A 24,571-nucleotide genomic window follows, 5' to 3' on the forward strand; every position below is an offset into this window, starting at 1 on the left:
ATGTTGAGGATAATGGCAGCAGTGATTGCGCTGATGTGGAGTACAGGCGTTTTTGCGGTGAATTCCTCCTCGATGTCGCTGCTCGACAATCGTTTCCGTGTGGATCCAACCATTTCACAAATTACTTTTGTTGTGTATCGCGAAAAGTCATCCCACCCCGTGGTGCTTGTGCGGCCTGATGGCAAGAAATATTACGCTTGGCAACATAGCGATAATGTGCGTTGGTATCAAGAACCCACAATGGATATCATTTCAATTGATAAGCCAATGCCTGGCCCTTGGCAGGCCATAGGCAAGGTTTCCTCACAAAATAGCATCAAGCTTATTTCTCATCTGCAACTTGATACTGATCTGTTTCCTACGCGCTTATACCTTGGTGAAGTGATAAAATTTACCGCGCGATTAACCTCCGACGGTAAGCCTTTATTGTTGAGAGACTTTCTCGATAGAGTCAACTTAAAAGTAACCTTTACTAAATACGTTGAAAATGAAGAAGATCTGATTAAAGAGGCGCGTCCATTACCTGAGGTTATTGGTGAATTTGCTGATGATGGACGTGGTTTAGATGAACGTCCTGGTGATGGCATTTTCACTGTAGCGCTGCCTATCACTCCAATGCCGGGTAAGTATCGCGTTAGGATCACCTCTGGCAACGGCGTGTTTTTACGCGCCCAAGAGCAAGAGGTGCTGGTTTACCCAGCTCCAGTCTCAACCACCTTTATCCAATCTCGTGTTGATGGTGCGCCACATCAAATTGTTTTTTCGGGTGAGCAAGGAATGATAGCCCCAGGCTCCATCGTTGCCCATGTCGAACATGCGAATATTTATGATGATATCTTTATTACTGAGGGGCAGTCAGAAAAAGAGGCGCTAAAGTTAAGTTTAGAAATTCCATACAATGGAGACAACGGTAACTATCGTTGGTCTGGAAAGTTGTATGCGACAGAGCTTGCCAGCCAGCGTCCACTTTACTTCCCGCTTGCTGAGCATACTTACAGCGTGGTTGATGATGTCAACATTGAGGAGACTCGCCGTTTGCAGATGGAAGAAGAAATCCAGCAGCGTAAGCTTGAACAGGAGCAACTGATTATTCAGATGAGAGCAGAGGCAACGAGTCGCAGTATTATGTTCATTGTTATTGGTAATATTGGTGCGATATTGATTGGGCTTTTGGCGTGGTTTGTGATGCGTAAGATTAAAGCGAAAAAGACGTTGCAACCCGAATTACAGTTGAATATGCCGAAGAAATAACAAGGGATGTTGCCGAGTTGGCAACCTCTTGATTCTGTATTCCAGTCATAAAAAAGGGCGTTGAAAACGCCCTTTGACATTAAATGAATTGACTTACGCAACATCATTTATTGCCGGATATTGAGGCTTTGCGGCCAGTTCCTGTGGCGCAAAATCATCGACATTAATGGTATACAAACGATGAGCCTCAGCTTCCGTTAATAGCTGTGCTTCTTGTTCGGTTAGAATTTTTTGTTGTAAGCCAATGGCGGCCACTTCATCTAAACGCAAAAATGGACGGCGTTGATTGGTGACGCTGCACACTTTATCGAACAAAGGCTCTGCACGTAAAATGATGTCCAGTGCTTGTTCAATCTTACCCGCCGCATTATGCGCCGTTGGGGCGAGATATTGGTTGCGACCGATGCGTGAACGAGTTTCACTCGGTGTTTGCAGGATCTGCGCAACTTGGCTATCTAATTTATCACTAGGTGCTTTGCGTACTCGACCAATCGGCATCAACAATATACGAAGTACCTTACCAATCGCTTTATTCGGGAAGTTGGCTAAGAATTCATCAATGGCGACTTCCGTCTGCTTCAAACTGTCTTGTAGACCCCAATGAACCAAAGGAAGATCCTCCACGGGACGACCATCATTTTCAAAACGCTTAAGTGTGGCAGAACTGAGGTAGAGTTGGCTCAAAATATCGCCAAGGCGTGCTGACAAGCGCTCTTTACGTTTGAGAGAGCCTCCCAATACAGCCATCGAAATATCAGAAAGCAGTGCTAAGTTAGCGCTGTAACGGTTTAGTTGTTGGTAGTAGCGTTTGGTTGCATCATTAGTCGGTGCAGATGAACCCAAACCATCGGTGACACCAAACCAAATACTGCGCACAAGATTACTCATGGTGAAGCTGACGTGACCTGCAAGAGCGGCGTCAAATTTCTCAACGGCATCAGAATCTTGTGAATAAGCGGCGTTCATTTCTTCTAAAACATAAGGATGACAACGGATAGCGCCTTGACCAAAGATGATCATTGAGCGAGTCAGAATATTGGCCCCTTCGACGGTTACGGCAATCGGTGCACCTTGGTAGCTGCGAGCTAAAAAGTTAGCAGGACCAATACAAATGCCTTTCCCGCCCACGATATCCATTGCATCAATAATGCTGCGTTGACCACGGTGGGTACAGTGGTATTTGACTATAGCGGAAATGACCGAGGGTTTTTCGCCCAGATCAATACCAGCTACGGTTAAATTGCTCGCCGCATCCATCACATAAGCGTTACCACCTAAACGTGCTAATGGCTCTTCGACACCTTCCATATGGCCAATTGGTTGCTTAAATTGACGACGAATCCGAGCGTAAGCTCCTGTTGCTAGCGCCGCAGTTTTAATTCCGCCCGTCGAGTTAGAAGGTAACGTAATGCCACGTCCAACCGATAAACACTCTACAAGCATACGCCAGCCTTGTCCTGCCATGCTTGGTCCGCCAATAATGAAATCAAGCGGCACAAATAAGTCGTTAGCACGTGTCGGACCATTTTGGAATGGAACGTTCAATGGCATGTGGCGATTGCCAATTTCAACTCCTTTTAAGTGGGTTGGGATGAGCGCACAAGTGATGCCAAGCTCTGTTTTATCCCCAAGTAAGCCATCAGGATCGCGCAGTTTGAATGCTAGGCCTAATACGGTTGCAACCGGGGCGAGCGTGATGTAGCGCTTGTTCCACGTTAGGCGCATCCCTAACACTTCTTTTCCTTCCCATTTCCCTTTACATACCACGCCAAAATCAGGAATTGAACCTGCATCGGAACCCGCTTCTGGGCTGGTTAATGCAAAACAGGGAATCTCTTTACCTTCCGCTAAACGTGGCAGGTAATGGTTTTTCTGATTTTCAGTACCATAATGTTGTAAAAGTTCGCCCGGGCCTAAAGAGTTCGGTACACCAACGGTGGATGAAAGCACTCCAGATACACCCGTTAGCTTTTGTAGCACAATGGATTGTGCATAAGCTGAAAATTCCAAGCCGCCGTATTGTTTTTTAATGATCATGGCGAAGAATTTATGATCTTTTAAATATTGCCAAACCTCAGGAGGTAAGTCGGCTAATTCATGCGTAACTTGATAATCGCTAACCATGGCACACACTTCGTTGACTGGTCCATCAATAAAGGCTTGCTCTTGTGCACTTAATGTCGGCGCTGCAATTTTGTGCAGTTTGTTCCAGTTCGGTTTGCCTTTAAACAGTTCAGCTTCCCACCAAACGGTTCCTGCATCTAATGCCTCTTTTTCGGTTTGTGACATTGCAGGTAGCACTTTTTTGAACAGTGTTAATGCTTTTTCGCTAATCACGCTTTGACGGATAGAGGGAACGGCTAATAAAGCGATAGCCGCTAAATACAGCAACCATCCAATCACCCCGGTGTAATCCAGCAGGGTAAGAACTACCATGGTTACCGTTAGCGCAACTAATGCGCTAAAAAGTGACATTCGGTGGTAGAGGCACACACCGAACACGGTGAGAAAACCAAGTATAGAGAGCAAGATGTCCATAATTTCATTCCTTTGAGACTGTATTCACGCCATTGCGGCTGATTTTTGTCAGTGCATTGGGAAGTGTTGTTAGTCGTCTCGTTTGTGTAAGTGGTCTAACCAGTTCTAAGTGTAATCAAATTATTAACGAAATGTAAAACCTTGTATTGTTCAAAAAGTGATCCATGTAGGGCAAAACCTCAAAATAAACAACCCATAGAGGGCTTTCTGGACTGGGAAGCGGGAGAAAACAACAATTCTTGAAGTCGAACTATCGACAGAAAGGATGGTTTGGGTAAACTCAAGCCTGTTAGTGGCTCTTGATTGATGGAGCCTATCGGTAAACAGATTAAAAAGAGAATATATCTATGTACCAGGATTTAATTAAAAGTGAATTGACCGAAGCGGCTGACGTGCTAAACAAATTTCTTAATGATGAGCATAACATCGCTCAAATTGAGGCCGCCGCAAAACTGATTGCCGACTCATTTAAGCAAGGCGGAAAAGTGCTCTCTTGCGGTAATGGCGGTTCCCACTGTGATGCAATGCACTTTGCTGAAGAGCTAACGGGGCGCTATCGCGAGAATCGTCCGGGTTATCCTGGTATTGCTATTTCAGATCCAAGCCATTTGTCTTGCGTTAGCAATGATTTTGGTTACGATTTTGTATTCTCTCGCTATGTGGAAGCGGTGGGCTCAAAAGGCGATGTCCTGTTTGGCCTATCGACTTCTGGTAACTCGGGGAACATTTTGAAAGCGATTGAAGCGGCCCAAGCCAAAGGGATGAAGACCATTGCACTGACCGGTAAAGATGGTGGGAAAATGGCAGGTTTAGCGGATATCGAGATTCGTGTCCCGCACTTCGGCTACGCGGATCGTATCCAAGAAATCCATATCAAGATCATCCACATTGTTATCCAACTGATTGAAAAAGAGATGGCGTAAGAAAGTTCAACACCGTTCTTTTCTTTTAATGTGTTTGTGGTTGCAAAAGGGAGTGCATTAAACCATGTGTGAATTGCTCGGTATGAGTGCCAATGTGCCGACTGATATTTGCTTTAGTTTTACTGGGTTGATTCAGCGTGGCGGCAACACGGGGCCGCATCGTGATGGTTGGGGAATCACTTTCTATGAAGGGAAGGGTTTTCGCACCTTTAAAGACCCTAACCCTAGCTTTCAGTCAAAAATTGCAGAGCTTGTGCAGAGTTACCCTATAAAAAGTCGGGCAGTGGTTAGCCATATTCGTCAAGCAAATCGGGGTGGGGTGAATTTGGAAAATACTCACCCATTCACTCGAGAATTGTGGGGGAGATATTGGACGTTCGCTCACAATGGACAATTGGCGGATCACCAGCAGCTAGAAACTGGGCGCTATCGCCCTGTTGGTGAAACGGATAGCGAGCAAGCTTTCTGTTGGTTGTTAAAGCAGTTAGAAGCGCGTTATCCTGAACCGCCTCAAGATATGCTCAGCATGTTTCAATTCGTTGCGAAGTGTTGCGATCAACTGAAGCAGCAAGGTGTGTTTAATATGCTACTTTCTGACGGTGAGTTTGTGGTGACCTATTGCACGAATCATCTGTACTGGATCACTCGACGCGCCCCCTTTGGGAAAGCAAGTTTACTTGATGAAGATGTCGAGATTAACTTCCAAGAAGAAACAACGCCTGGTGATGTTGTGTCAGTGATTGCGACTCAGCCACTGACGGGAAATGAAACTTGGCAACGAATGAAGCCAGGTGAATATGCGATTTTCCATTATGGCGAATACGTTGATGGCAATGCACAGTCCTTAGCTGACATTCCGTTTGCCGCGGCAAAGCCAGGCTGCCAAGCACCTATTTAAGTTTTTTATTCTTAAGCTTGTTCTATTTACTGCTGTTTGAATCGTATTTGAGATGACAATAAAAAAGGTTGCTGTTGAGGCAACCTTTTTCGCACTATTCAGAGATACGATTTATTCATCGAAAGCATAACCATGCATGCCAAGTAATTGGCCATCTAAATAGGCTTTACCTTCACGCATTTCCAAGCGTCCTTCAACGAACCATTGTGCCACTAGTGGGTAAATTCGATACTCTTGAGCTTGGACACGTTGAGTCAGAATCTCAACGGTATCTTCATCAAAAATAGGCACTTTTGCTTGTAGAATGACTGGGCCACCATCAAGTTGTTCAGTCACAAAATGCACACTGGTGCCATGTTCTTCATCACCCGCGTGAATCGCGCGTTGGTAGGTATTCAACCCAGGATATTTAGGAAGTAAAGAAGGATGAATATTGAGCATCCGTCCTAAATAGTGACGCACAAACTCACCACTCAGAATACGCATGTAGCCAGCAAGAATGATTAAGTCAGGCGCGTATTGGTCAATTTTCTCCATCAATACCGCATCAAACGCATCTCGCGTGTCAAAGGCATTTGGGTCAATATGCACCGCCGCCGCATCTGCTTTTTTAGCTCGTTCTAAGCCATAAGCAGTTGCTTTGTTTGAAAAAACAGCCGTTACTTTGCCATCTTTAATTTTCGTTTCACACGCATCAAGGATAGCCTGTAAGTTGGTGCCATTTCCTGAAACTAAAACAACAATACTTTTCATCAGTTATTTGATCTCTACTTGCTCTTCATCGAGTTGAGCTTCAGCAATATGACCGATAACCCACGCATTTTCGCCTTCCGCTTGCAGTAATTGAACCGCCGCTTGTGCTTGATCCATTGGAAGCGCAACAATCAGTCCTACACCACAGTTAAATGTGCGGTACATTTCGTGAGTGGTTACATTCCCTTTTTCTTGCAGCCATTGGAAAATAATTGGCCATTCCCAGCTATTGCCGTCAATCACCGCTTTCGTCCCTTGCGGAAGAACGCGAGGAATGTTTTCCCAGAAACCACCGCCAGTAATGTGCGAAATGGCGTGAATATCGTGCTCGGCGATCATTTTAAGCGCTGATTTGATGTAAATCTTGGTTGGTGTCAGTAAGTGCTCACCAATCGTTTTGCCAGCCAAGTCTTCATTTTTGTCGGCACCTGATACTTCCAGGATCTTGCGAACTAATGAATAGCCGTTTGAGTGAGGGCCGCTAGAGCCAACCGCAATCAGAGCATCACCTGCTGCTACTTTTGAGCCATCGATGATCTCTTCTTTTTCAACCACACCGACACAAAAGCCAGCGACATCGTAATCTTCACCTTCGTACATACCCGGCATTTCAGCGGTTTCACCACCGATCAAAGCGCAACCTGCTTGCACACAACCATCGGCAATACCCGACACCACATCAGCAGCTGTATCTACATCCAATTTGCCCGTGGCGTAGTAGTCCAGAAAGAAAAGCGGTTCAGCACCTTGAACAATCAAATCGTTAACACACATTGCAACCAAGTCAATGCCAATGGTGTCGTGCTTATTCATATCCAATGCGAGGCGAAGTTTTGTGCCAACTCCATCGGTGCCAGAGACTAAAACAGGATGTTTATATTTGGTTGGTAGCTCGCAAAGCGCGCCAAAACCACCAATGCCACCCATAACTTCAGGGCGACGAGTGCGTTTGACGGCGCCTTTAATTCGTTCAACAAGTGCATTGCCTGCATCAATATCTACGCCAGCATCTTTGTAACTAAGAGAAGTGTTATTACCGCTCACGGGGAAGTCCTCGGTCATAAGTTGGATATGAAAACGGCGCTATTCTAACAGGGCTTAAAACAAAAAGGAAAACGTTTGCGTCAGTTTTTTTGTTTATAATTGGCACTGAAATTAGCATAAAAAGTGTGTACAATTCGAAGGTTTGTTTAAATGTCGTCGGAGATGAAAATGAAAGTTGTTGAAGTTAAACACCCTCTAGTTAAGCACAAACTTGGGTTAATGAGGGAAGGGGATATCAGCACTAAGCGTTTTCGTGAGTTAGCTACAGAAGTGGGTAGCCTACTAACTTATGAAGCAACCTCAGACTTTGAAACAGAAAAAGTGACGATTGAAGGCTGGAATGGCCCAGTTGAAATTGATCAAGTCAAAGGTAAAAAAGTAACGGTAGTACCTATTTTGCGTGCTGGTCTTGGCATGATGGACGGCGTTTTAGAGCACATTCCAAGTGCGCGGATTAGTGTTGTTGGCATCTATCGTGATGAAGAAACACTTGAGCCTGTCCCTTATTTCAACAAACTCGCTTCTAATATTGAGGAGCGAATTGCGCTTGTGGTTGACCCAATGCTGGCAACTGGCGGTTCCATGATTGCGACGATCGATTTGCTCAAGGAGCGCGGCTGTAACCAATTTAAAATTCTCGTTTTAGTTGCAGCGCCTGAAGGCATCGCGGCGTTAGAAAAAGCGCACCCTGATGTTGAGCTCTATACGGCGGCAATTGATGAGAAATTGAATGATAAAGGTTATATCGTTCCTGGTCTTGGCGATGCTGGTGATAAGATTTTTGGTACGAAATAAGCGTTAATTTTATGCTGTCTTAAAGGAGAAACGAAAGTTTCTCCTTTTTTATAGTTGCTTCGGTTTTTTATAGTTGTTTCAGTGATGCGTCATTACGGTCATTTTATTGCTCAACAGAATTAACGCATTGTTCGATGATTATTTTTTAAGACTTAACGTACTGCTTTTTCTGTGGCTATTAGCTGGCGCACCTTGTGATGAATTTGTGGGTCGGCGCGGTGCTCTTTTTGTATTTGGAGCATGGCGAAACTCATCGGCATTGCGTCCTTGGAACGTTTTTGGCTTTTGATTTCTGCGTGCCGTTGAGGTTTGATTTTGCTCACGACTATCAAACAGTTTTGCATCGGTAGCTTTGCGAATACGCTTACCCGTCGCATCAAGCTTGGACGCGCCTTCCGTACCGCAAGAACTCTCACACATTGCTAATATTTCAGCGACTTCCTCGTCGCTTAAATAACGCCATTCACCATTCGGGATACCGTCTAGGCTGATGTTCATAATACGAACTCGGCGTAGTTTAAACACTTCGTAACCTAAGGCTTCACACATACGACGAATTTGACGGTTTAACCCTTGTGTTAACACAATTCTAAAGGAGAACTTCGTTTCTTGGGTTACTTTGCAAGGCAGTGTCACCGTATCAAGAATTTCCACACCAGAGGCCATCTTATGTAGAAATTCGTCGGTGATGGGTCTATCTACTCGGACGACGTACTCTTTTTCATGGTTATTACCAGCACGTAATATCTTATTGACTATGTCACCATCGTTAGTCAGAAAGATCAGTCCATCAGATGGTTTGTCTAATCGACCTATCGGGAAAATACGTTTGTGGTGGCCAATAAAATCAACAATGTTACCTGGAATATCGCGCTCTGTTGTGCAGGTGATTCCAGTCGGTTTGTTAAGGGCAATGTATATCGGTTTTTCTTTTGATTTTAATGGATTACCATCAATACACACCTCATCGTTCGGCGTGACTTTAGTGCCCATTTCCGGCAATAGTCCATTGATGGTTACTCGGCCTTGTTCAATTAACTTATCGGCCTCTCGACGAGAACAAAAACCAGTTTCACTGATGTATTTGTTTAAACGGATGGTGGCTTGTTGTGACATAGGTTGCTCTTACGTTTCCCAACGGCGGTGAATAAAAAGAAAGCAACACTCTGAGTGTTGCCTAGTAACGTTGCGATATTTTAGCAGTTAATATTAATTAACCAAGGCGTTTTTAATGACACTCATGGTTTCCAGCCTTTCCCCATCACTTTTCCTCAACAAGATATAGACGGCATTGACGTCTTTATTTATATGCTGAGGGAATGCTTTTATTTGCATGAGAAAATGGAAACTATTTTGAGACAGGTGTTCTTATCGAACCGTTCTTGAGTAGCGAATGATGCCATTCATCAAGAAGATAGAGTTATTAACGCGATAAAAAACCGGAGCAGACAGATAATCCACCCCGGTGCATAGCGTCACACTATTTTTCAATAGGTGCTAAGCGATCTAGTGAGGAGATTTGTCATTCATCACTTTATAAATGAAGAAACCGCCATAAAACAGCATAAGACCAAAAGCACCAAAGATTACTATCATTGAAGACAGTCCCACAGCATTACCAAATAGGAGATCAAGCCAAAAGTCCATGTTTCCTCCAAAGTTTCGAAGACACAGCCAAGTTAAAGTTTGCTCTGTTTGTTGACACTGATCTGGATCAATTATGTTGCATAGGTTAACTTGATGTTTCTATTGGTGTGTAATTAGTCACGTTTTTATGTGTATTTGATGGTGATTTAGCCAATGAGTTTGTTATTTGATGGAAATAAGATTAAAGGCTTGCGTCTTAGTTTTAGATGAGTAATATACGCATCCGTTCTAGGCAAAAAGCTCGGAACTGCTCGCTAAGTGCAGAGCAAAAATTTCGGTGAATAGCGCAGCTTGGTAGCGCATCTGGTTTGGGACCAGAGGGTCGGGGGTTCGAATCCCTCTTCACCGACCATCTTTAAAAGTCTCGCAGTAATGCGGGGCTTTGTTACATTTGGAAGTGGTAAGTTTTTTCGTTACCAAAGAGAAAGGGGGTCGCCTCTTTCATTATCTGGCTCTTCACCGACCACATTAAAAGCCTCGCAGTAATGCGGGGCTTTGTTACATTTGGAAGCGGTAAGTTTTTTCGTTACCAAAGAGAAAAGGATTCGCCTCTTTCACTATCTGGCTCTTCACCGACCACATTAAAGGCCTCGCAGTAATGCGGGGCTTTGTTGCATTTGGAAGCGGTAAGTTTTTTCGTTACCAAAGAGAAAAGGGTTCGCCTCTTTCACTATCTCACTATCTGGCTCTTCACCGACCACATTAAAGGCCTCGCAGTAATGTGAGGCTTTGTTACATCTGGATGTGATCATTTTCATTACCAAAGAGAAAGGGTTTTCCTTTTCCTCTTTCTCTATCAGGCTCTTTCACTGTCCACCCTTCACAGAGTAAATTCAACTATTGAAAATAGCAGTCAATATTCCACGATAATGAATAGCATTAGGATGTGTAAAAAACGTCACTTTAGCGCATTTTGACGTTTGATGAGTCATTACAATTTATGACCTATATCACAATTTAACCTGTCAAATCCCTTTAATGAACTTCTCGCCTTGTAGTGAGTAGTGATCTCTATTCATAAATTCATTTTTGTTATGCATTTTTATGTGATCTTTCTCAAGTTAAACTCGTCAAATAATAAATTACGGTTTTGACGTCAAGTTTAATCTATTGATTTTAAATGGTTTTATTTTGATTGTATTTTAGAGGATTTGAACTGGATCACTTCGTGTAGCTAATTATTTTACGCTTAGAAATAACTCCTTGTATGGTGAATGCCTTAGGTCACAAGCCTTTATGCTTGTTGCTGTTTTGAGTCCTTTTAACAGGATATTGGGTTTTTATTTTAAAGGTAGGGTGAGTCAAATGTTGAAACCTAGTTTGATTGCTGTTTCGGTTATCGCCACATTATCAGGTTGCTCTTTGTTGCAATCACCAGAGCAGAAATTAGTCGATGCGCTGGCGGAAAATTTGGATATTCATTACACCGTAGTAACCAATCACGGGGCAGATGAAGGATTGGCATGTCAGGCTCTCGAAGCGGAATGGGCATCGTGTAATAAAGTGAACATGACCTTGGTTAACCAAGGTGAAGCCGTGAATTCAAAGCAGTGGGCTATCTATTTCCACAGCATTCGACTGATTCTGGATGTTGAAAATGATCAATTCAAAATTACTCGTTTAACAGGTGATTTACATAAGCTTGAACCTACTGATAAATTTGATGGTTTTGCTGCGGGCGAAGAGGTTGTTTTGCCTCTGGTCGCTGAATATTGGCAGTTGTTTGAAACGGACTTTATGCCGCGTGCATTCGTTGCGGCGCCCAATACAGAGCCTAAGCTTATTGTATCTCTTAACACAGAGGACACGTCGTCATTTGTGCGTGGGCTTGAGGGCGACAATATCAAACGCACCACCAGCGATAATAATGTGTTTGCCACGGCCATCAACCGATTTGAGAGAAATAGCGATGTATCACTGCAAGATGTATCAACGGCTCTGTTACCAACGCCTCTAAAAACAACGCTTGGTCAAGGTGTTGTTGACATTACTCGCGGCCTAAAGCTTGATGTGAAGGACTTTGCGACGGATCAGTTTTCAGCACTACAGGCGCGTGCTAAAACGGTTGGGCTGAAGCTTGATGGAGAGTTGGCGGTTGGTGTTGCGATTACACCGAGCAAATTTTCTGACCAGATGGCGACATCGGGTGCTTATGAGTTGGAGATTGCACCGAATGCTATCTCTATTCGTGCATTTGATGAGGCGGGAGCTTTCTACGCCGTTCAATCTATTTTGGGTTTAGTGGATAGCCAGAATGTCACAGCGCTGCCAGTGATCCACATCGAAGATGCTCCACGTTTTGATTACCGTGGTGTGATGGTGGATGTCGCACGTAACTTCCATTCTAAGCAAGCGATTTTGGCCACGTTAGATCAAATGGCGGCTTATAAGATGAATAAATTACATCTTCATTTGACCGATGATGAAGGTTGGCGTTTAGAAATTCCGGGCTTACCTGAATTGACCGACATTGGTGGGCAGCGCTGCTTTGATTTAGATGAGAAAAACTGCTTGCTGCCACAGCTTGGCTCCGGTCCAAATTCTGATAACTTTGGCTCGGGTTATTTTAGTCGAGCCGATTACATTGAAATCCTCAAGCACGCTAAAGCGCGCAATATTGAAGTGATCCCTGAAATTGATATGCCAGCCCATGCTCGCTCTGCAGTTGTTTCAATGGAGGCTCGTTTTGATCGTTTGAGCCAAGAGGGGAAAACCGAACAGGCTAGCCAGTATCGCTTGATGGATCCTCAAGACAGCTCCAATGTTACGACGGTTCAGTTTTATGATAAGCAGAGTTTTATTAACCCTTGTTTAGACTCGTCTAAACGTTTTGTGGACAAGGTGATCACTGAAGTGGCCTTGATGCACATTGAGGCGGGCATGCCTTTATCGACTTGGCATTTTGGTGGCGATGAGGCGAAAAACATCAAATTGGGCGCGGGTTTCCAAGATATTAATGCGACGGAAAAAGTCAGTTGGAAAGGTAACTTAGATCTTTCACAACAAGATAAACCATTTGCGAAATCGCCACAGTGCCAAGCATTAGTCAGCCAAGGAGTAGTAAGTGACTTTGCTCATTTACCGAGTTATTTTGCTGAGCAAGTGTCGGAAATTGTCGCCGATAAAGGGATTGAGAATTTCCAAGCATGGCAAGATGGCTTGAAATACAGCGAGGGAGAATCATCTTTTGCCACGCGCAATACACGTGTGAACTTTTGGGATGTCCTCTATTGGGGCGGTACAAGCTCTGTTTATGAATGGGCAAAACAAGGTTACGACGTAATTGTTTCTAACCCTGATTATGTCTACATGGATATGCCTTATGAGGCGGATCCTAAAGAGCGCGGTTATTACTGGGCCACCCGTGCGACCGATACGCGCAAAATGTTTGGTTTTGCACCGGAAAATATGCCGCAAAACGCTGAAACTTCATTAGATCGTGATGGTAATGGTTTTGTCGGTAAAGGAGAGGTGACGTCGAAACCATTCTACGGCTTGTCAGCTCAATTGTGGTCAGAAACGGTTCGTAATGATGAGCAGTATGAGTATATGGTTTTCCCCCGAGTGTTGGCGGCTGCCGAGCGTGCTTGGCATAAAGCGGAGTGGGAAAACGACTACAAAGTAGGGGTTGAATACTCTCAGCAAACGAACTTAGTCAATAAGTCTGCATTGAATCAAGATTGGACTCGTTTTGCTAATATTGTTGGACAACGTGAGCTGGCGAAACTGGAAAAAGCTGGCATTGATTATCGCCTGCCAATTCCCGGAGCTAAGATTGAAGCGGGTAAATTGTCGATGAATTCGTCATTCCCAGGCGTTGAGCTGCAATACTCATTAGATGGTCAACAATGGCTTACTTACTCGAGCATCGAACAACCGAAGGTGTCCGGTGAGGTCTGGATCCGTTCTATCTCTGCTTCAGGCGAGCGAGTCAGCCGAGTAACTAGCGTTAAATAACTCGTAGCCATATCAAGGCACCCAAATGAAAGCCTCCGCATCTGTCGGAGGCTTTATTGCATAAAATCAATTACCTTCGTGGTGAGCAAACTCAAACACCTGACCTTGCTCGTTAAAAGCAAAAACCGAATAGGCTTCTTTCTTATCACCAGATTCCATACCTGGAGAGCCGATTGGCATGCCGGGCACGGCTAACCCTTTGGCATTTTTCGGTGGATTAGCGAGAAAGGCTTGAATGTCTGTGGCTGGAATGTGACCTTCGAAAACATAGCCGTCGATAACGGCTGTATGGCAAGAGGCGAGCTTGGGTGTAATGCCCAATTGTTGTTTTATCGCCGTCATATCTTCTTGCAATTGCTCGTTAACCTTAAATCCTGCTTGTTGCATGTGAGTGGACCACTCAGTACAGCAGCCACAATAAGGGGATTTGTAATTGGTCACCTCGGTCACCGTGGCGAATGCGGAGTAGCTCATAAGAGACAAGGTGCTAAGCATAGCGGCTGTGATCATTTTCATTTTTATCTAACCTCTAAGAGTGAAAAGGGGATTTAAATAGACGTAAGCGGTTAGCGTTGCTCACGACTGTGATTGAGGACAAAGCCATTGCCGCTCCTGCAACTACAGGGCTGAGTAAAAAGCCAAAAGCGGGATAAAGCACGCCAGCGGCAATGGGAATGCCGAAGGTGTTATAAATAAACGCGCCCAATAGGTTCTGCTTCATGTTTTTTACCGTTGCTTTAGAAAGAGCGATAGCATTGACTACGGCAAGCGGTGAGGAGTTGAGCAATGTCATTTGCGCACTCTCTATTGCGACATCACTGCCACTGCCCATTGCGATACCAATATCGGCTTGCGCAAGGGCTGGCGCATCATTAATACCATCACCGACCATGGCGACGATTTGGCCTTTCTCTTGTAACTGCACGATTTTTTGTGCTTTTTGATCCGGAAGTACTTGAGCCATCACTTGCTGTATGCCCAGTTGTTTTGCTATTGCAGTGGCCACGCTTTGGTTATCTCCAGTTAGCATCACGGTACGAATGTTCATTTTGTTCAGTGTGCTGATAGCTTGTGCAGCATTAGGTTTGATTGGATCAGCAATAGCGATGAGACCTTTGAGTTCACCGTTAATGGCAACCGCGACTGGCGTCCAAGCTTGTTCTGCGTAGTGTTCAATGGCCGTTTGTGCTTGAGTAAGAGGAACGCCCAGTGATTCAAGGTGCGATAAAGAGGCAACGACGACGGAATCACCGCCAATATTTGCCATTAGCCCTTTGCCTCTTAGGTTGGTAAATTGCTCGACTTCGGCGCTGGTTGATACCAGCGGTTGCGCATAATGGCAGATAGCCTTGCCAAGAGGATGTTCAGAGCGCAGTTCCAAAGCGTAAACAAGGGTTAACAATTTGCTATCTTCAATTCCCCACGTGACTAAGTTCTGAACGGTTGGCTTGCCTTGAGTGAGCGTACCTGTCTTATCAAATACTACAGTGGTGATTTTGCTTGCCGATTGCAATACATTGGCATCTCTGATCAAAATACCCATTTCAGCGGCTTTGCCAACTCCTACTGTAACCGAGAGTGGAGTAGCTAGACCCAAGGCACAAGGGCAAGCAATGATCAATACTGTTGTCGCAACCACTAGCATATAACTGGCCTTAGGTTCAGGGCCTACAAAGTACCAAATCAGAGCGGAAAACAGGGCAATCATAACCACTGTCGGTACAAAAATAGCGGATATCTGATCTGCCAGTTTGGCAATGGCTGGTTTACTGCTTTGCGCCTGACGCACCATTTGGATGATGCGCGAGAGCATGGTTTGCGCCCCTACGCCAGTGGCTTCGATGACTAAGCTGCCATCATGATTGATGGTGCCTGCCGCAATGGCATCGCCTGCCACTTTTAGGACGGGGATCGGCTCGCCAGTGAGCATGGACTCATCAACATAAGATTCACCGCTGAGGACTTTGCCGTCTATCGGCACTTTTTCTCCCGGTTTTATGCGTAGTTGCATGCCAAGTTGTACTAATTCAACCGCAATCTGTTGATCGCCTTGCGCCGTGATGCGTGTTGCTTGTTGTGGCTGCAAGTTAATTAGGGCTTGCAAGGATTGGGTTGTCTTTGCTTTGGCTTTCGCCTCAATGTAGTGGCCCAGTGAAATCAAACCGATAATCATCGCGCTGGCTTCAAAGTAAACATGACGCGAGGCGACGGGAAACCAAGTTGGGTAAATCACTACCAACATTGAATAGGCCCAAGCCGCTCCGGTTCCTAGGGCAACTAAGCTATCCATGGTGGCGCGCCTATGGGTTAACGCAAGCCAAGCATGGCTAAAAAAGTGGCGGCCAGCGGTGGCCAATAGGGCTAAGCACACAATGCCGATAACGCCCCAGTATATTTGCTGCTGAGTGGTCACAATCATCATGCTGCCACCAAGAAGGCCCCAGAGCATTAACGGAATACCCATTATTAAACCTAGTAATGCATTGGTTTTATGTTGCTTTTGTAAATCAAGTGATTGCTGTTTTTGTTTTTCTTGTTGTTGGGCAGGGTCATCGACTCGCTCTGCACGGTAGCCTGCATGAGTAATGGCATTGAGCAATTGCCGTTCAAGGTCAGCGATATCCGCTTGCGAGAGCACTAAGGCGCTTTGTTCAGCTAAATTGATTTGCGCTTTTTGTACGCCGTTAACGCTTAGAAGTGCTTTTTCCACCGAAGAGACACAGCTTGCGCAAGTCATTCCTTGGATCAGTAAGTGGGTACTAACCAAACCCGTTGTTGAGACTTCTGTCTCTTGTGCTAGTGGCTGTATATCGCTAACCAAGGTTGTGGGTTGCGACGAGGGCAGAGGATCGCTGTTTGTGCTGAGCAAGGCTTGATAGCCTAAGGATTCGATAGCGGCGATGAGTTCACTTAAAGAGGCCGAAGTGCTCAGTTCGATGAATGTGGGTGACAGCTGGTGGATTTGTACCTCAAATTCTTGCTTGAGATGCTGCTCAAGTTTCTTCGCGCAACCCATGCATTTCAGCCCTGATAAAGGCAATTGAAAGCGTTTCATTGATAAATTCCCCGTAAACCAACTCAATAGCTAGAAGCATAAACCTTACCTTTAGGGTAAGGTCAAGTTCCACTAAAGGAAAGTTAAGCGAATTTTAAGCGTTATTCTTGAGCGCAGAAAAACGAAAGGCAATCGAGGATTGTAGATTTAGCCGTCAGTGGTAAAATGTCGCCACTTTTTATCCTGGTACTTGCAGTGGACATGTTCTCCGCTGTCTTTTTATCCCTAAGGAAATCAAATGACGGTTAAAACTCGTTTTGCTCCTAGCCCGACAGGCTATCTTCACGTTGGTGGTGCGCGTACTGCACTTTACTCTTGGCTTTATGCAAAAAGCCAAGGTGGTGAGTTTGTTTTGCGTATTGAAGACACCGACCTAGAGCGCTCGACGCAAGAAGCCGTAGACGCGATTCTTGAAGGTATGACTTGGCTAGGTTTGAATTGGGATGAAGGCCCATATTTCCAAACTAAACATTTTGATCGTTATAATGAAGTTGTCGATAAGCTGCTTGCTGAAGATAAAGCCTACAAATGTTACGCCTCTAAAGAGCTGTTAGATGAAGTTCGTGCCGAGCAAGAAGCGAACAAAGAGATGCCGCGCTACGATGCTGATCACCCAAAAATCAAAGCGGTTAACGACGCCGCAAAAGAAGGGGATCCGTGTGTTATCCGTTTCCGTAATCCTAAAGAAGGCAGCGTAATTTTTGACGACCAGATCCGCGGCCGTATCGAAATCTCCAACAGCCAGATGGATGATCTGATCATTCGCCGTACCGATGGCTCACCCACCTATAACTTCTGTGTGGTGGTGGATGACTGGGATATGGGGATTACTCATGTCGTTCGTGGCGAAGATCACATCAACAACACACCTCGTCAAATCAACATTTACGAAGCGTTAGGTGCTCCTGTACCTGTGTTTGCGCACTGCGCAATGATCTTAGGTGACGACGGCGCGAAGCTATCTAAACGTCATGGCGCTGTTTCTGTGATGCAGTATCGCGATGAAGGTTACCTGCCTGAAGCATTGAATAACTATTTAGTTCGTCTAGGTTGGTCTCATGGCGACCAAGAAATTTTCTCGCGTGAAGAGATGATTCAGTTCTTCAGTTTAAATGCTATTAGCAAATCGGCATCTGCATTTAATACTGATAAGTTGTTGTGGCTGAACAATCACTACATCAAAACATCAGAGCCTGAATATGTTGCAAAACACCTTGAATGGCACTATGAGCAACAAGGCATCAATAAAGACAACGGCCCAGCATTAGCTGAGATCGTTAAACTGGTTGGTGAACGCTGCAATACCTTGGTTGAACTTGCTGCTCAATCTCGTTACTTCTTTGAAGATTTTGCTGAGTTTGATGCTGATGCGGCGAAAAAACACTTGCGCGGTGTGGCGAAAGAGCCGCTAGCACTTGCTTTAAGCAAATTAGAAGCATTGAGTGACTGGACAACGGAAAACCTGCACGCTGTCATCGCTCAAGTGTGTGAAGAGCTTGAAATCGGTATGGGTAAAATAGGCATGCCGCTGCGCGTTGCTGTCACTGGCGGTGGTCAATCGCCATCGGTTGATGCTGTTATGCAACTGATCGGCAAAGAGCGTGTCATTGCTCGTATCAATATGGCATTAGCCTTTATTGCTGAGCGTGAAGCGAACGCTCAATAAGTCAATCATACGAACAACGCTTTGAACCGCAGCTTATGCTGCGGTTTTTCTTTATATCGGCTTTGTTAAATCCTTTGGTGTAGAGCACTGACAATATTTCACAAAACGATGACAGAGAATAAACTAATGCGCTATTTAAGCTTTCTTTACATACAGTATAGTGGTTCCGAGTTATGTAGGTATGTGTGTAGGCGAAAAGTAAACCGTTTTTTGGGTACCGCAACCGCATTATGATAACGATAAATAGGAAAGGAAAAAGTATGAAAAAGTTAGCAGCAGCAGTTTCAATGGCGCTTGTTTTTGCATCTTCTGCCGCAATGGCTGAAGTATATGTAGGTGCTAAAGTTGGTAAATCTTGGCTTGATGACGCTTGTCGTGCTGGAGATGTGTGTGAAGATGAATCTTCTACCGTCGGTGCTTACCTTGGTTACCAAGCGTTTAATTGGCTTTCATTAGAGGCCGGTTACGATTACTTGGGCAAATTTAGTGGTGCGGGGCTGAATGATGAAAAAGTAACGGCCATTACACTCGCACCGAAAGTCAGCCTTCCTTTGACTGATGCCATTGCCTTATATGCTAAAGTCGGCGGTGCTTATGTTGACTATGGCAATAAAGATGATTACTCATATTTAGGTGCCGCTGGTATTGAGTTCAACACCGATAATAACGTCACTTTACGTTTGGAATATCAAAGCCTCACCGATATTAATAACGATCTTGTCCGAGCTGCAGGTAACTCGGCTACCTTAGGTGTTTCGTATAAATTTGGTGGAAGTAAAGCAGAACCTGCACCAGTCATCGTGCAAGAGGTGTTTGTTGAAGAAGTTGCACAGCCAGTGGTTGAGCCTGTCGTTATTCCCCAAGAACCTGAAACGGTTGTTAAGCATGTGCCATTTCAACGTTTGGACAGCAGTAGCTTTGCCCATAACAGCACTAAGCTAACAGCAGAGAGTACTAACCAGCTCGATAAACTAGTGAAATATTTGCAAGCTTACCCACAAGCCGATGCTGAAATTATTGGTCATACTGACTCAACTGGCGCTGCGGCTTACAACCAGAAACTATCAGAAAAACGCGCACAAGTTGTTGCTGATGTTGTGATTGCTAAAGGTGTGGATGCGAACCGTCTTACCGTAAAAGGTGAAGGGGAAAATAGCCCAATCGCATCGAACGATACAGTCGAAGGTCGAAAGCAAAACCGTCGTGTTGATATCGTTATTCCAAGCTTTGATTATGAAGTGAAATAATAACGCTTAAGTATTAGAAAATAGAGAAAGCCCGTGAAAAACGCGGGCTTTCTTCTCGTAAAACAATGGATTTTAGCCTCTAACCGCTCCGGTATCACGCCATGTTATTTCAAATCAATACTATTCAATCGGCCCATGTAGATAAGAATATCCAAGTCTTCTTTATAAGCCTCTAATAGCGCCTTCTTCGTTTTGGTATAAGCGGCAAGCTTGCCATGTTTGTTGATCGAACAAACGACGCTTTGAAATATACAGTTACCTTTTTCATCATAGTGTCTCCAAGCCGCGATATAACAAGGATCCCGAGCTTCCGGGTTATCGAGCGTTGGTCTGGGTTTGTATATGATTTTAGGTTCCAAACTGTGTGGTAGGCGAGTCATCAAGTAAGGATCTTTGAGCAGACGACGCCAATGTTTGCCCCACATCTCTGAACCTAATTCATTACGCAGCTTTATCGCCTTTTTAAGCCCTTTTTTCTCACCAATACGGATATAGCCGACAGAACGGTGCAGCACCGTATCATCCGGCGTATGGATATGAATTTTATAGGCGGTCTTTGCTTTAGAGATAAAGCGGTGACCAGTATTCGTGATTAGATTGCTCTTTTTCATCATTTTTTCTATCGATAAATCTGTTAATACTAATTCTAGATTATTTGACATAGAACTTACAGTAAGCACTGTATATGAATCATAGTGGCTCAAATCAATATTAGGTCAGTTTTTCGTCATAAGAAAAAAGCCTCAACACCGGTTGGGGGTTGAGGCTTTATCAAAATGGCGCTCCCGACAGGAGTCGAACCTGTGGCCTGCCCCTTAGGAGGGGGCCGCTCTATCCTACTGAGCTACGGGAGCAAGGTGGGATAGTTTACTCAATAATTTTGTGAAGTTAACTAGTTAAAACGAAAATTAAAGCTGTTTGTGCATAACATCGCCAATTTGTATGCTGGAGGCGAGATTTTCTTGATCAACACTCAGCTCTGCTTCGTTTTCATAGACGCGAGTAACCTTAAGGGTAATATCACTTTGAGTCACTTTATTTCGTGGTAGCCCTTTCTGATCAATGAATGAACCTGTATGCCACAACTGCAATTGGTCACCGGTTTTAACGCCATGCACACGTCCTAAATCTATCGTGATGGTATTACCGTATTTAGCCACAACCTCGGGGAGAGTTATTTTACATGAAAGCTCCGATTCAAGATCGAGCATGATATTTCGGCTGACACGCAGCATCATGCTGCCAAAGGTTGAAGACCAAAAACGTGCACTGCGCGTATCTATCTGACTGGTTTTGGCGAAGGGCCATTTAGCGACTTCTCTATAATGTCTAGTCATGACTTCTTGGCCTGTTTTGCCATCAAACACTTGGATTTGCATAGCAAATTGACGGTTAATCACATCATCGGCGAGTAATTTTTGCTCTATCGTGGCAGTTAAATCGGTGATGGTTCCCCCCAAAATGTACTGTGCCCCCGTGTCCTCTGCAATCATGGTTAAGCGTTCTGGGTGCTGTTTTTCAATTGCATAATCTGTGGTGCCAACCGATACAAAACTGCGAGATTCTTGATCGAGTTGACGGTTGAGTACCTGTGCAAAATCATCTCCCACACTGTAAATTTGCCCCATAACCGCCTGTTGTGGCGATGCAAGATCAATGTTACCCACTAAAAACGTTTTCTTATATTGGCTAACGTGGCAACCTGTTGCCGAAGGATAAATATCAATTCGAGCTTTAACATACATCACTCCCCGACGTGTTTTATTCTCTTCAACTAACACATAGCGTACTTCATGGTTAGTAAACTGGTACTCTTTACGGTCTGATTCCAGCAGTGGTCGCAAGTTACTGATACTACCGATGTCTGCCCCGGCAAAGTTTACCGCCTTATAGATGGCATCTTCCAATGCATTGAGGCGAGCGACTTCCTCTGAGGAAACAATGGCTGACGATCCGGTCACTTCATACCAAGCAGCATTAACGGCCTGAGAAAAGGCAATGGTGCAACATATTGAAAATAAAACAGAAATAATTTTTTTCATTGTTATTTACCAGTTGGGTATAAATTTTGCTTTTAAAATCTTAGCTGATGTAGGCAGTGCGTTTTGAAAGTGTAACAAGTTTTGAAAAGCAAAGAGTGTTCCAAGTTTTTTAATCTGAAGTTTGGAATCAAGATTGCCTCAGTATATCTGGAGATAAGAGAATGAAAAAATGGCTTTCGATAGTGCCAGCAGTTTTGTTAACTGCTTGTGCCTACGCCCCGATTTATAACGGTAAAGAGCCATACAATGGTTCACAGTTTATGCTAATGGAGAGCCCACGTCACACGTTGGACTTCTTTGTTGAAAGCATGACAGAAGATTTGATGGTGTCCAATACTAGTGTTTCTGCTCGCACTCCTATTGCTGTAACATCGTTTGTGGACCTGCAAAGTATGGATGCGACTAACTGGTTGGGTAACTCGGTTTCTGAAGGATTTATCCATCAGTTTCAGCGTCGAGGATTTAAAGTGGTTGATTTCAAAACCACAGGCTCGATTCAGGTAACGCAGCAAGGTGATTTTGCTTTCAGTCGTGACTGGAAAGACCTTGCTCAAGAGCAAGAAATCCAATACATACTGACAGGGACAATGCTTCGTCAAGAAGGCGGTGTATTAGTCAATGCTCGTGTTGTGGGAATGCAGTCTCGTGTTGTGGTTGCTACCGCACAAGGCTTCTTGCCTGCCGATCGTATTGGTCGTGATCTTGATACGCTCAACAGTATCCGTACACAAGATGGTGTGTTAATTCGCTCTGACCCTACGATTAAGCAGCCGTATACTGTTATCTTGCGTCCATAGGAGAAACCAATGAAAAAATGGCTATTACTTCTAGTGACTATCATGATGGTGGGTTGCCAGCCCTTGCAAACCATGCGCGCTGATGAATGGTTAACGGCGGTAGGTTATGCCAATATCAGTGAGCAAACTGGGCGTAGTGTGGATGAAAAGCAAGTCCGTGCAATGCGTGCCTCTAAAATCGATGCTTATCGCGAACTGGCAGAGCAAGTCTATGGAATGCGAGTGAGTGGTCGTGCTGAACTACAAGATCAGCGATTGGGCACAGAGCTGACGTCGGGAGCGGTTGATGGTGTTATCCGCGGAGCAGAAGTGGTCCGCAGTTATAAGGTGGGTGACAGTTATGTCACTGAGTTACGTCTCGATATCCGTAAGATGGATAAACTGCGTGACTACGGAGAAGTTCAGCAAGTACCAGAAAAACGTCAACAAACACTCTTCTAAATCTTCCTTCTCTCCAGATCGAAAAAGCGGCAAAGTTTGCCGCTTTTCTGTTTAATTCGTTTCAGCTTAAAAGTTTAGTAACTCAGCTGCATGTTGATTACGCTTTAATATTGGTCCCTAAAGTGGACACAGTGTGGGTTTGCCCACCAGCGTTATACGTCATGCCAATTTTTCCGTGGCTTTGCTGCATCAAATTATTGAGTTTATTAAAACTGAGTTGTGCACGTTGTAGCGCTTCACCATTAACAAGGTTTGCTTGCTGGCAATCGTGAACAATGGAACGAATCTGATCAACGATTTGCGACAGGAGTACATCTTCAGCCAGGCTCACGACATGGGGATGTTTCGCAATTCGGAGGTCAGTTTGTTGAAGTTGTCCAACTAAGGTCATCTTTTGTTTGGCAATAGCTTCGATTTCACTTGATGAACGGCTCGTAATTGCTAACTTTTCTTGTTCAAGTAGCGAAGAGAGTTCTAGTGCATTTTTCAATTGGAAATCGACTAAGTCTTTTAATACAGCCATTGTATGTTGCCTTAATTAGTCAAAAGTAGGGCTAGTTAAAACCACCCAACTCTTTTTCAAATTTAATCATATTATCAGCCAACTTTTCTGGGTCGACTCTATATGAGCCATTGGCTATCGCATCTTTAATTGCAGCGACTTTGGCACTATCAAAACTTGGCTGAGATACCATTTGGTTGTGCATTTCACCAATGGCCTTACCTTGGGTACTAAGTGATACCGCATCTTGATTTTGAGGTGAACGAGTGACCGAGCCGGATGTCGATGGAGATGCATTCGATTCAGTACGAGCATTACTACGATTTGTCGTCGTTAATGTTTGCCCCGAACGTATGTTATCAATACCTGCCATATGTGAGCCTTATTAATAATAATGGAAACCTGTACAGTCAATATCGACGGTGCTTGTGATTACTTTAGCTTTTTTTTCTGTTTCACTTTCTTAACAACGTAAACACATTTAGAAGTGTAATGAAAGCGTTAAAATTGAACCGTGACTTCGCCAATACCGGTTACTTGTGCATCTATTATACGGTTTGATTTATCATTTTTCACTTTTATCTGCTCACCAAAAATACCATCACTTAAAGCGGTTCCTTTGGTTGTGATGATCATTCCCTGCTTGACTGCTTGAATCATAACGTTTTCATTACGACATACGACGCATATATCATCTTGCTCAACGACATCGCCAATACGCATGTTTTTTTTCACTTTAGCTCCGACGATACGATTTATATCGGAAAAACCTTGTCGTCTAAAGCGGTGTAAGTCTACCATTGTAATCAAGACATCTTGCTGCGTAATTTGCTGTCCACGAGAAATGGGTACGGCAACGGTGACAAGTGGCAGTGAAATGGTCAGTCTTACAGGAACATAAATTTTCCAGTTATCTTCAATGCATTCAACCAGAACTGTGATATTACTTGCAGAACCATTACTGGATGAGGAAGAGGTCGATAACGGTGTGGGGCAGTCGGTGGCATAAATTCGG

22 protein-coding genes and 2 tRNA genes are annotated in these 24,571 nt (G+C 44.4%); 10 read left to right on the forward strand and 14 right to left on the reverse strand.

Annotated elements, in window-relative coordinates; genetic code table 11:
- Nucleotides 1-1,251 (forward strand): TIGR03503 family protein, encoded by a 1,251-nt coding sequence (locus AACQ21_RS06270; protein ID WP_181185573.1) that lies wholly within the window; start codon nucleotides 1-3, stop codon nucleotides 1,249-1,251.
- Nucleotides 1,252-1,344: 93 nt separating this feature from the next.
- Here AACQ21_RS06270 and fadE read toward each other — a convergent pair whose 3' ends face one another.
- The gene (fadE, locus tag AACQ21_RS06275; RefSeq protein WP_105977256.1) at nucleotides 1,345-3,789 is read right to left on the reverse strand and encodes an acyl-CoA dehydrogenase FadE; all 2,445 of its coding nucleotides are present in this window, start codon (nucleotides 3,787-3,789) and stop codon (nucleotides 1,345-1,347) included.
- Between the two features lie 347 nt (nucleotides 3,790-4,136).
- Here fadE and lpcA point away from each other — a divergent pair, with 347 nt between their 5' ends.
- Both lpcA and AACQ21_RS06285 read left to right on the forward strand, forming a co-directional pair.
- Nucleotides 4,137-4,712 (forward strand): D-sedoheptulose 7-phosphate isomerase, encoded by a 576-nt coding sequence (gene lpcA, locus AACQ21_RS06280; protein WP_010320095.1) that lies wholly within the window; start codon nucleotides 4,137-4,139, stop codon nucleotides 4,710-4,712.
- 64 nt (nucleotides 4,713-4,776) lie between these two features.
- Complete coding sequence (locus AACQ21_RS06285; protein ID WP_105977257.1) at nucleotides 4,777-5,610, forward strand: class II glutamine amidotransferase; 834 nt, start codon at nucleotides 4,777-4,779, stop codon at nucleotides 5,608-5,610.
- Nucleotides 5,611-5,721: 111 nt separating this feature from the next.
- Here the strand turns inward: AACQ21_RS06285 and purN are convergent, their stop codons facing one another.
- Nucleotides 5,722-6,363 (reverse strand): phosphoribosylglycinamide formyltransferase, encoded by a 642-nt coding sequence (gene purN / locus AACQ21_RS06290; protein ID WP_105977258.1) that lies wholly within the window; start codon nucleotides 6,361-6,363, stop codon nucleotides 5,722-5,724.
- A 3-nt stretch (nucleotides 6,364-6,366) separates the two neighbouring features.
- Nucleotides 6,367-7,407 carry a phosphoribosylformylglycinamidine cyclo-ligase gene (purM, locus tag AACQ21_RS06295; RefSeq protein WP_010320092.1) on the reverse strand — a complete coding sequence of 347 codons (1,041 nt, stop codon included), beginning with the start codon at nucleotides 7,405-7,407 and terminating at the stop codon, nucleotides 6,367-6,369.
- 168 nt (nucleotides 7,408-7,575) lie between these two features.
- On the opposite strand from purM, the gene upp reads away from it, so the two are divergent.
- Nucleotides 7,576-8,202, forward strand: a complete 627-nt coding sequence (gene upp, locus AACQ21_RS06300; RefSeq protein ID WP_026027908.1) for a uracil phosphoribosyltransferase — start codon at nucleotides 7,576-7,578, stop codon at nucleotides 8,200-8,202.
- Nucleotides 8,203-8,340: 138 nt separating this feature from the next.
- Here upp and rluF read toward each other — a convergent pair whose 3' ends face one another.
- Together rluF and AACQ21_RS06310 are read right to left on the reverse strand one after the other, a co-directional pair.
- Nucleotides 8,341-9,318, reverse strand: coding sequence for a 23S rRNA pseudouridine(2604) synthase RluF (gene rluF, locus AACQ21_RS06305; protein WP_105977259.1), 978 nt, complete (start codon nucleotides 9,316-9,318; stop codon nucleotides 8,341-8,343).
- 390 nt (nucleotides 9,319-9,708) lie between these two features.
- Nucleotides 9,709-9,849, reverse strand: coding sequence for a DUF3149 domain-containing protein (locus AACQ21_RS06310; RefSeq protein ID WP_010319399.1), 141 nt, complete (start codon nucleotides 9,847-9,849; stop codon nucleotides 9,709-9,711).
- 275 nt (nucleotides 9,850-10,124) lie between these two features.
- Between AACQ21_RS06310 and AACQ21_RS06315 the strand changes: the two genes are divergently transcribed.
- Nucleotides 10,125-10,201: transfer RNA gene (locus AACQ21_RS06315), tRNA-Pro, on the forward strand.
- 229 nt (nucleotides 10,202-10,430) lie between these two features.
- Here the strand turns inward: AACQ21_RS06315 and AACQ21_RS06320 are convergent.
- Nucleotides 10,431-10,601, reverse strand: coding sequence for a hypothetical protein (locus AACQ21_RS06320; RefSeq protein ID WP_181185574.1), 171 nt, complete (start codon nucleotides 10,599-10,601; stop codon nucleotides 10,431-10,433).
- A 553-nt stretch (nucleotides 10,602-11,154) separates the two neighbouring features.
- Here AACQ21_RS06320 and AACQ21_RS06325 point away from each other — a divergent pair.
- Nucleotides 11,155-13,806, forward strand: coding sequence for a beta-N-acetylhexosaminidase (locus AACQ21_RS06325; RefSeq protein WP_105977260.1), 2,652 nt, complete (start codon nucleotides 11,155-11,157; stop codon nucleotides 13,804-13,806).
- Nucleotides 13,807-13,872: 66 nt separating this feature from the next.
- Here the strand turns inward: AACQ21_RS06325 and AACQ21_RS06330 are convergent, their stop codons facing one another.
- Nucleotides 13,873-14,322, reverse strand: a complete 450-nt coding sequence (locus tag AACQ21_RS06330) for a DUF411 domain-containing protein (protein ID WP_013856238.1) — start codon at nucleotides 14,320-14,322, stop codon at nucleotides 13,873-13,875.
- A 13-nt stretch (nucleotides 14,323-14,335) separates the two neighbouring features.
- Nucleotides 14,336-16,861 carry a heavy metal translocating P-type ATPase gene (locus tag AACQ21_RS06335; protein WP_181185575.1) on the reverse strand — a complete coding sequence of 842 codons (2,526 nt, stop codon included), beginning with the start codon at nucleotides 16,859-16,861 and terminating at the stop codon, nucleotides 14,336-14,338.
- 238 nt (nucleotides 16,862-17,099) lie between these two features.
- Between AACQ21_RS06335 and gltX the strand changes: the two genes are divergently transcribed.
- Entirely contained in the window at nucleotides 17,100-18,527 is a 1,428-nt protein-coding gene (gene gltX, locus AACQ21_RS06340) for a glutamate--tRNA ligase (RefSeq protein WP_105977262.1), read from the forward strand.
- A gap of 260 nt (nucleotides 18,528-18,787) precedes the next feature.
- On the forward strand, nucleotides 18,788-19,774 hold the full coding sequence (locus AACQ21_RS06345; RefSeq protein ID WP_026029039.1) for an OmpA family protein: 987 nt from the start codon (nucleotides 18,788-18,790) through the stop codon (nucleotides 19,772-19,774).
- Between the two features lie 104 nt (nucleotides 19,775-19,878).
- Here the strand turns inward: AACQ21_RS06345 and AACQ21_RS06350 are convergent, their stop codons facing one another.
- From AACQ21_RS06350 to AACQ21_RS06360, 3 genes are all read right to left on the reverse strand, one after another.
- On the reverse strand, nucleotides 19,879-20,385 hold the full coding sequence (locus tag AACQ21_RS06350) for a Fe3+-citrate ABC transporter substrate-binding protein (protein WP_026027396.1): 507 nt from the start codon (nucleotides 20,383-20,385) through the stop codon (nucleotides 19,879-19,881).
- Nucleotides 20,386-20,551: 166 nt separating this feature from the next.
- A tRNA-Arg gene (locus AACQ21_RS06355) sits at nucleotides 20,552-20,628 on the reverse strand.
- Nucleotides 20,629-20,682: 54 nt separating this feature from the next.
- On the reverse strand, nucleotides 20,683-21,816 hold the full coding sequence (locus AACQ21_RS06360) for a flagellar assembly protein FlgT (protein ID WP_105977263.1): 1,134 nt from the start codon (nucleotides 21,814-21,816) through the stop codon (nucleotides 20,683-20,685).
- A 161-nt stretch (nucleotides 21,817-21,977) separates the two neighbouring features.
- Between AACQ21_RS06360 and AACQ21_RS06365 the strand changes: the two genes are divergently transcribed.
- Together AACQ21_RS06365 and flgP are read left to right on the forward strand one after the other, a co-directional pair.
- Nucleotides 21,978-22,613 carry a FlgO family outer membrane protein gene (locus AACQ21_RS06365; protein WP_013856244.1) on the forward strand — a complete coding sequence of 212 codons (636 nt, stop codon included), beginning with the start codon at nucleotides 21,978-21,980 and terminating at the stop codon, nucleotides 22,611-22,613.
- 9 nt (nucleotides 22,614-22,622) lie between these two features.
- Complete coding sequence (gene flgP, locus AACQ21_RS06370; RefSeq protein WP_017043110.1) at nucleotides 22,623-23,054, forward strand: flagellar assembly lipoprotein FlgP; 432 nt, start codon at nucleotides 22,623-22,625, stop codon at nucleotides 23,052-23,054.
- A 97-nt stretch (nucleotides 23,055-23,151) separates the two neighbouring features.
- Here flgP and AACQ21_RS06375 read toward each other — a convergent pair whose 3' ends face one another.
- The 3 genes from AACQ21_RS06375 to flgA all read right to left on the reverse strand — a co-directional run.
- Nucleotides 23,152-23,577: a flagella synthesis protein FlgN gene (locus AACQ21_RS06375; RefSeq protein ID WP_013856246.1), complete on the reverse strand. Its 426-nt coding sequence runs from the start codon at nucleotides 23,575-23,577 to the stop codon at nucleotides 23,152-23,154.
- A 31-nt stretch (nucleotides 23,578-23,608) separates the two neighbouring features.
- Nucleotides 23,609-23,929, reverse strand: a complete 321-nt coding sequence (gene flgM, locus AACQ21_RS06380; RefSeq protein WP_013856247.1) for a flagellar biosynthesis anti-sigma factor FlgM — start codon at nucleotides 23,927-23,929, stop codon at nucleotides 23,609-23,611.
- Nucleotides 23,930-24,057: 128 nt separating this feature from the next.
- A partial coding sequence (flgA, locus tag AACQ21_RS06385; RefSeq protein ID WP_105977264.1) for a flagellar basal body P-ring formation chaperone FlgA occupies nucleotides 24,058-24,571 on the reverse strand: 514 nt, incomplete at its 5' end.

It is taken from the genome of Vibrio sp. V01_P9A10T6, from assembly GCF_963877065.1.
GTDB classification, from domain to species: Bacteria; Pseudomonadota; Gammaproteobacteria; order Enterobacterales; family Vibrionaceae; genus Vibrio; species Vibrio anguillarum.